This window comes from Pseudovibrio sp. POLY-S9, assembly GCF_001431305.1.
Lineage (GTDB): Bacteria > Pseudomonadota > Alphaproteobacteria > Rhizobiales > Stappiaceae > Pseudovibrio.
In genome coordinates this window covers 54213-61305 of sequence record NZ_LCWX01000228.1, presented here as the reverse complement: position 1 = coordinate 61305, position 7093 = coordinate 54213, and the positions used below count along the sequence as shown (strand labels likewise).

General features: G+C 50.5%; 8 protein-coding genes and 1 pseudogene. 8 read left to right on the top strand and 1 reads right to left on the bottom strand.

The window, feature by feature from the left end; genetic code table 11:
* The 7 genes from PPL9_RS31570 to PPL9_RS22910 all read left to right on the top strand — a co-directional run.
* Nucleotides 1-242, top strand: a 242-nt coding sequence (locus PPL9_RS31570; protein ID WP_280139073.1) for a transketolase C-terminal domain-containing protein, incomplete at its 5' end; no start/stop codon positions are given.
* Between the two features lie 128 nt (nucleotides 243-370).
* Complete coding sequence (locus tag PPL9_RS22930; protein WP_057465021.1) at nucleotides 371-1756, top strand: MFS transporter; 1386 nt, start codon at nucleotides 371-373, stop codon at nucleotides 1754-1756.
* 38 nt (nucleotides 1757-1794) lie between these two features.
* Nucleotides 1795-2208, top strand: coding sequence for a hypothetical protein (locus PPL9_RS22925; RefSeq protein WP_057464895.1), 414 nt, complete (start codon nucleotides 1795-1797; stop codon nucleotides 2206-2208).
* Between the two features lie 85 nt (nucleotides 2209-2293).
* The gene (locus tag PPL9_RS22920; protein WP_208989570.1) at nucleotides 2294-2767 is read left to right on the top strand and encodes a copper chaperone PCu(A)C; all 474 of its coding nucleotides are present in this window, start codon (nucleotides 2294-2296) and stop codon (nucleotides 2765-2767) included.
* Nucleotides 2768-2796: 29 nt separating this feature from the next.
* Nucleotides 2797-3402, top strand: coding sequence for an SCO family protein (locus PPL9_RS22915; RefSeq protein ID WP_057464893.1), 606 nt, complete (start codon nucleotides 2797-2799; stop codon nucleotides 3400-3402).
* 47 nt (nucleotides 3403-3449) lie between these two features.
* A complete protein-coding gene (locus tag PPL9_RS32735) occupies nucleotides 3450-3596 on the top strand; it encodes a hypothetical protein (RefSeq protein WP_162531841.1) in 147 nt (48 codons plus the stop codon).
* Between the two features lie 34 nt (nucleotides 3597-3630).
* On the top strand, nucleotides 3631-4365 hold the full coding sequence (locus PPL9_RS22910) for a TlyA family RNA methyltransferase (protein ID WP_057464892.1): 735 nt from the start codon (nucleotides 3631-3633) through the stop codon (nucleotides 4363-4365).
* A 67-nt stretch (nucleotides 4366-4432) separates the two neighbouring features.
* Here PPL9_RS22910 and PPL9_RS22905 read toward each other — a convergent pair whose 3' ends face one another.
* Complete coding sequence (locus PPL9_RS22905; protein WP_057464891.1) at nucleotides 4433-6499, bottom strand: methyl-accepting chemotaxis protein; 2067 nt, start codon at nucleotides 6497-6499, stop codon at nucleotides 4433-4435.
* A 356-nt stretch (nucleotides 6500-6855) separates the two neighbouring features.
* Here PPL9_RS22905 and PPL9_RS31565 point away from each other — a divergent pair.
* Nucleotides 6856-7093, top strand: a pseudogene (locus tag PPL9_RS31565) (RNA methyltransferase); the annotation flags it as partial.

Genomic DNA, 7093 nt, shown 5'->3' with positions numbered 1-7093 from the left:
TGATCACCATCGAAGAAGGTTCCATTGGCGGCTTCGGAAGCCAAGTGCTTCAGTTCCTCTCTGACAACGGCTTGCTTGATGGGTCTCTTAAAGTTCGCAGCATGATCCTGCCGGACGTTTTTCAGGACCACGCAAAGCCGGAGACGATGTACAAAGATGCTGGACTAGATGCATCAGGGATTGTGCGCCGTGTCTTTGAAACCCTTGGTAAAGCAGAGGATTTGCCGTTAAGGCTGGTGTAGAACATTGTATTTGTGTTCATAACTCATCAAAAAATTAAATGAGGGGCAGCTTTCGCTGCTCTCCTTATTTTCTTTTTGCATATCATATGTAGTGTGAACTCAGTTTTACATCGTTGGCTGGTGCGCGCATGATACTGCTGCTTGCAACCTTTGCGTCCTTGATGCTGTCCACCGCCCTGATTCTTGCAGGGCATGGACTTTCTTCGACGCTCATCCCCCTCAAAGCTGATTTGGCCGGATTTGGAGACCTCCAGATTGGTCTGATCTCGTCCAGTTTTTACATTGGCTTTGTGATTGGGTGTCTGTTTGGTCCGTTTCTCATTCTACGGGCCGGTCATATCCGTGCATTTGCTGCACTGGTTTCTTTGATGTCTGGCGCGGCACTGCTCCACCCTATCCTGGTGGATCCTTTGGCGTGGGCGCTTTTCCGCATCATTACTGGTGTGTGTTTTGCTGGCATCGTTTTGGTTGTCGAAAGCTGGTTGAATGACCGGGCAACTAATGAGAACCGTGGCACAGTCATGTCGCTTTACATCATCTGCTATCTGGGTGCGACCATGGGTGGCCAGCTGATGATTGTTGGCTTTGACGTTAGCACCTTTGTACCATTTGCAATTGCGTCCATTTTTGTCAGCGTTGCTGTGGTCCCCGTTGTGCTCACCAAAGCTGTTCAGCCAGCTCCCATTACGCTGGTGCGCTTCCGCCCGATCAACCTTTATCAGACCTCCGCTGTGGCCCTGATTGGTTGTCTGCTGATTGGTCTTGCCAACAGCTCCATGTGGGCGTTGGCTCCGCTTTATGCCAAGCAGATCGGCTACAGCACCAACGAGGCGGCGTATTTTGCAGCAGCCATCGTTTTGGGTGGTGCTATTACGCAGTGGCCGATTGGTCGTCTGTCAGACCGTGTTGACCGTCGTATCATTATTTTGCTTTTGGGCTTCGCCGCGGCAGCGGCAGCTCTAGTGCTCTTTACGCTTGAGAGCGGAAACTTCTGGACTACATTCACCGTATTCCTGATCCTGGGCATGGCCAGTCAGCCGACATACGCGATTGTTGCTGCCCACGCCTTTGACTATGTGGAAGCAGAAGACTACGTCGAGACATCTTCCGGTGTTCTGATGTCGAACGGAATCGGGTCGATGATTGGACCGACCGTTGCAGCAGGCCTGATGTTCAGTATCGGCCCTGAAGGGCTATTCATATGGGTGGCACTTGTTGAAGTAGCTCTTGCCCTCTTCGTTGTCAGCCGCCTGGTTATTCGCCCTGCGGACGAGGATCTGGAGAAGACAGACTTCGAATACGGTGCAACATCCAACATGGGTGCCGTGCTTACGCCTGATCCGCTAGATATCGAAGATCCTTACGTTATTCCGCCTGAAGAGTTCCCTGCCTACGAGCAGGATGAGGGCATGGCCTCAGAAGAAGTGGGTGATTTGCCAAATCGCAATGATGAGGATGAGAATCCGCCTACAACTGATGAGACTCAGGATAATTCCAGATTCCCTTCTGGCTGAGTGTAGACACACTCAGCGGAAGCAACTAAGAAAGACCCATGGTCAAGCCGAGTAATACATTACATGTACTCAGAAGCGAGCGGCATCCGCTCGTTTTGCTTGCTGGCGTTGCGATGCTGGCCCGAGTGCTGTTGCTTGTCCTGAGTTTTTCCGGCGCAGCTGCTGATCCTTCGGTTGCTGCGCTCATGCAATTGTGCGCCCCTTCGGGAGGCTCACAAATTGCAAAGATTGAAGGCTCCACGCATACCGAAAATCCGCTGGGAATAGGCTGCGATTGCACGTTCATGTGCCCGCATACGTCCAAACAGGCGACTTATTTTTCGATAGAGCCCGAGAACTGGCAGAGTCCTACCCTCGTGGTTGCTGGTTCTCTCTCCCTTGATAGCGCTCTCGTAATTGACAGAAGCCTCCGTGGTCATAATTTCCTCATCCGGGCTCCTCCAGTCGCCTAGGTTTTCCCTTGATCAACAAAACCTGATTTGACTGATCTCTTCTGCCTGAGTTTACAGGTAGGGAGCTATTCCTTGGATGAATATTATGAAAACACGTGCTCTTATTGTTGCAGCAGCTCTTGTTGCGTTCACCGGTTCGGCTGCTCTTGCGGACAGCATTCAACACGGTGATCTGACCATTAAAGATGCCTGGACACGCGCAACTCCACCAAAAGCAAAAGGTGGCGGAGCTTTCGTTTCTATCACCAACAATGGCAGCGAAGATGCGCGCCTGACAGGTGCAGTTTCCGGCTATGCCAAGCGCACAGAAATTCACGAAATGGCTGTGAACGATGGCATCATGAAAATGCGTAAGCTGGACGATGGCGTAGTTATTCCTGCCGGCGAAACACTTGAGTTGAAGCCTGGCAGCTACCACGTCATGTTCATGGGTCTGAACCAAGCATTCAAAATGGGCGAAGAGCTCAAAGTTACTCTGGAATTCGAAAAAGCCGGTCCAGTTGAAGTAACATTCCCAGTTATGAAAATGGGTGCAAAATCCGGCAAAATGCACCACTAACCAATTGAACTGTGCACGGGTGGATTAAGATGAACGTTGCGAAAACAATTCGATATGGAGCGTGGGCTGCAGTCGCATTGCTCGTTGCCGCAGTTTCTGCTGTAACAGTAATGAAGTTTGTGAAAGAGGATGTCCCGCAGGCTGCTACTGTGCAGATCGGTGGCCCGTTTGAGCTGGTTGATGGCAAGGGACAAGTCTTTACAGACAAGAACCTTGATGGCAAGCCAACTCTGATGTTCTTCGGCTTCACATTCTGTCCTGATGTGTGCCCAACAACCCTCTCTGATATGCAGGGATGGATTGATAATCTGGGGCCGAAGGCAGATGATCTGAACTTCGTTTTCGTCAGCGTTGATCCTGAACGCGATACACCAGACGTTATTGCAGATTATGTTGCTGCGTTTGGGTCTCACGTCGTTCCACTGACTGGCTCCGTCGACCAGGTTAAAAAAGTCGTTAAAGACTACCGCGTTTATGCGAGAAAAGTACCATTGGAAGACGGTGACTACACCATGGACCACACCGCAGCGGTTTACATGCTGAATGGTAACTTGGATTTCGTGGGAACCATCAGCTATCAGGAACCTGAAGAAACAGCGCTTCCAAAAATCAGAAAGTTGCTTGGTAGCTCATAAAAGTTTAGGGTGTCTGGGAATTCAGGCACCCTTTTTTGGATGAACATATGAAAGATCATGCAGCTCTCTATGCTGGCACAGCTGCCGTTGGATTTCTGCTGATCGCAGCCACCGCATTCCTTTGGATGCGCTATGGCAATTTGCTTTTCTCAGACAAACTGTTAAACGCACTGGCTGGTTGCTTCGGCCTTTAGGCTAAGCTTGATCCATATTCCAGTCAGGTGACATATGCGGCTTTATCAATTCCTCGTCGAACATGGCTATTTTGAAACGCGTGCCCGTGCTCGTGATGCGATTTTGCGGAACACGATCGTGATAGATGGTATGCCTGCAAAGAAGCCTTCGCAGAAGATCTCAGGCAAACCCAACATCACTATCGATGACCCGGCCTCTGACTATGTCTCCCGCGCCGCTTTAAAGCTCATCAAAGGCCTGGAGCATTTTGACCTCGCCCCTGATGGGAAGATCTGCCTCGATATTGGCGCCTCGACTGGAGGCTTCACGCAGGTTCTGCTGGAACACGGTGCTCAGATCGTTCATGCCATTGATGTTGGGCATGATCAGCTGGCAGATAAGATCTCCAATAACCCACGCGTTGTCCGTAAAGACGGCCTTAATGCTCGTGAGCTGACGCTTGAGCATCTTGAAGGCCAGCATCCGGAGTTTCTAGTTTCCGACGTGAGCTTTATCTCTCTGAAGCTTGCCCTCCCACCAGCTATTGAACTTGCTGAAGATGGGGCCTTAGGGGTCTTCCTCGTCAAGCCACAGTTTGAAGCTGGGCGTGAGCGGATTGGGAAAGGTGGTCTTGTTGCACCAGAGATTGCGGAACAGATCTCTGTAGAGCTGCAAGAGTGGATGAATGCACAGCCGGGCTGGTCCGTGCTTGGCATCACTTCCTCCCCTATCAAGGGTGGTGATGGAAATGCCGAGTACCTGATGGCTTGCCAAAAGAAGCCATTATAGTTTTCTTGAAGCCCTTCTCCCGAGGCACAGAGGTGCTCGGGAGAAGATGTTCCTGTGTGCCTTTAAGTTATGCGCGCAGCTGAGATACGAAGCCTTCCACGCGGTCTTTGAGTTCATCCGCAAGATTCGTTAGATCCACAGACGCCTTTTTCACACTCAAAGCCGAGTTGCTGGTGTCTTCAGCCGCTTTGCCAATGTCATTCACGCTAGCAAAAACTTCCTTGGTCCCATTGGATGCAAGCTCAGCGCTGCGGGCAATTTCACTGGTTGCCACGCCTTGCTCTTCAACTGCAGCGGCAATATTGGATGCCACTTCATCTAGCTCGCTGATGGTTTTAGAGATCCCTGCGATCTCATCAACAGCGCCTTGCGTTGCTTCCTGAACGCCGCTGATCTGTTCGGCAATGCTTTGGGTTGCACGCCCTGTTTGATTGGCCAGATCTTTCACTTCATTGGCAACAACGGCAAAGCCTTTGCCAGATTCCCCTGCTCGGGCCGCTTCGATGGTTGCATTCAAGGCGAGAAGGTTGGTCTGATCGGCAATCGCATTGATGATGTCAATCACTTCGCCAATTTTCAACACGGCCTCGGAAAGACCACGCACGGTGATGTTGGTTTGTTCAGACTTAGAAACAGCCACCGCAACCGTTCTTGAGGCCAGATCAACCTGCATCCCAATTTCGCGAATGGATGCTGTCAGCTCCTCCGCTGCAGAACTCACGGTTTGCACGTTAACAGAGGTTGCCTCAGCCGCATTTGCCCCTGCTTGGGCACGCGATTGTGCTCTTGAGGCAGCTGGTTCTAGCACCTCTGCATGTGACTTCATGCCTGTGGCTGCAGATGAAACAGTTTGAACAACGCTGCCTACGCTTTTTTCAAAATCAGAGACAATTTTGGTACGTGTCGCCTTTTCTTCAGCTATGCGCTTGCTTTCCTGCTCTCTTTTGTCTGCCTCCATCTCCTTGACTTTGATGGCGTTGTCTTTGAACACACGCACCGCTGTGATCATGTCAGAGATCTCATCCTTCTGGCGGCGCTCCGAGATATCAACTTGCAGATTTCCTGATGCCAACTCACCCATAACCCGGGTCAGTGAAGAAATTGGCTTGCTCAACGAACTGGCGAATATCCATGCACCCAGAGCAGCAAGGAGCGCGAGTACAACGCCCAAGACAGAGACAAGTGAGAACATCTGATTGGATGCCTCAAGGATTTTACTGCGTGGGATGGTGATGACCAGCAGCCATGGCTCTTCGGTTTTTGCGATGCTAATTGGAACGCCCACCTGCAACATTTCAACATTGCCGACTTGCGTGTTGGGTAGAATGCGCGTTTTTCCAGAGGTTAACGGCTCAAGAATTGCTTTTGAAAACCCAGCTGTACCAGCAGCTTGGGACACAAGCAGACTGTCTGGATTAGAAACAATTGTTCCGGAAGAGCTGATCAGTGTGAGGTAGCCTTCCTCATAAGGATGCATTCCATTCAGTCTCTCCTGAATGTCAGAAAGAGCAATGTCTACGCCAGCAACACCGGCTCTGGCTCCAAAGCCATCCACCGGCACAACAAGAGACGTGATTAGGGTATCCACGCCGCCAACAGAATAGATGTACGGCTCGAGGATGATCTCATCGCCACTTCTTTGAGCAAGCAGATAGTAGTCACCTGCTCCGTCCTTTTCATAATCGACGAGTGCTTCCCGGCCTATCTGTCCACCTGAGCGAAACCAGTATGGGATAAATCGTCCGGTCTGGTCATGAAACGGCTTGTTGGCCCAGTCCTGATCCTTGCCATCAAACGCATCAGGTTCCCAAGCGGCCCAGCTGCCAATCAGCTGCTCGTTGCTCTGAAGGACACCTTTGAGGATCTCCGCTGAAGCTGCACGATTGGCGTCCCCGCTTTTTCTGAGTGCGTCCAATGCATTGGCTGTATTGCGCGCAACTGCAAAAGATTGATCCAGTTCAGCTTTAACGACGGCTGCACTTTCCTTGGCAATTTCGTTTGAGAGCCTGATTGCTTGTTCTTCGATAACCCCTGCCCCAATGAACAAGACAGACCCCGATGAGGCAACCATCGACACCAGTGCAATCACGACAACCCAAAATGTCAATTTCCCTTTTAATTTTAAAGACGGCATTGAAAACTCCTACAGAACATCGCCGATTTCTTTGGGAAAGTTGCAGCCATAAATTGTATCACCATACGCATGCAGCCCGCATATTCCGTTGGGAAATTGATCAAATAGACAAACAAAAAGTTTATTTCAGAGAACATTTTAAATATATCGGCAAAATCTATTCAGAAACTCAGTATAAAGTGTCGCACAGCACACCTATACAGTAATTTTCCACATTACCTTTGCGTCACAAATGATGGCTTCCCCTAGATCAAATCGAAGACTAAACATCGCTGTTCAATCACGCTCCAACGGAATGCCAAACTTCGCGACATCAAGCATTGCATGTATCGGAGCGGCGCTGTAAACGCAGTGCCATGTCTAAGAAGCCTGAAGCCACTGTAGAAACCCTCCGTATTGCACGCCTTGCCCATAAGGGTGACGGTGTTGCTGAGACCGATGCCGGACAGATCTTTGTTCCCTATACACTTGAGGGCGAGCTTGTCAGCGCCCAGGTGCAAGGTGCTCGTGCGGAACTTAACGAGATTATTGAGCCAAGCCCGCATCGTGTCGCGTCCGTGTGCAAGCATTTCAGCACATGTGGTGGCTGCTCTT

Excerpts from the sequence above, each read along its gene's own strand:
- PPL9_RS22930 (WP_057465021.1), top strand. The coding sequence starts at position 371 with ATGATACTGCTGCTTGCAACCTTTGCGTCCTTGATGCTGTCCACCGCC.
- PPL9_RS22925 (WP_057464895.1), top strand. The coding sequence starts at position 1,795 with ATGGTCAAGCCGAGTAATACATTACATGTACTCAGAAGCGAGCGGCAT.
- PPL9_RS22920 (WP_208989570.1), top strand. The coding sequence starts at position 2,294 with ATGAAAACACGTGCTCTTATTGTTGCAGCAGCTCTTGTTGCGTTCACC.
- PPL9_RS22915 (WP_057464893.1), top strand. The coding sequence starts at position 2,797 with ATGAACGTTGCGAAAACAATTCGATATGGAGCGTGGGCTGCAGTCGCA.
- PPL9_RS32735 (WP_162531841.1), top strand. The coding sequence starts at position 3,450 with ATGAAAGATCATGCAGCTCTCTATGCTGGCACAGCTGCCGTTGGATTT.
- PPL9_RS22910 (WP_057464892.1), top strand. The coding sequence starts at position 3,631 with ATGCGGCTTTATCAATTCCTCGTCGAACATGGCTATTTTGAAACGCGT.
- PPL9_RS22905 (WP_057464891.1), bottom strand. The coding sequence starts at position 6,499 with ATGCCGTCTTTAAAATTAAAAGGGAAATTGACATTTTGGGTTGTCGTG.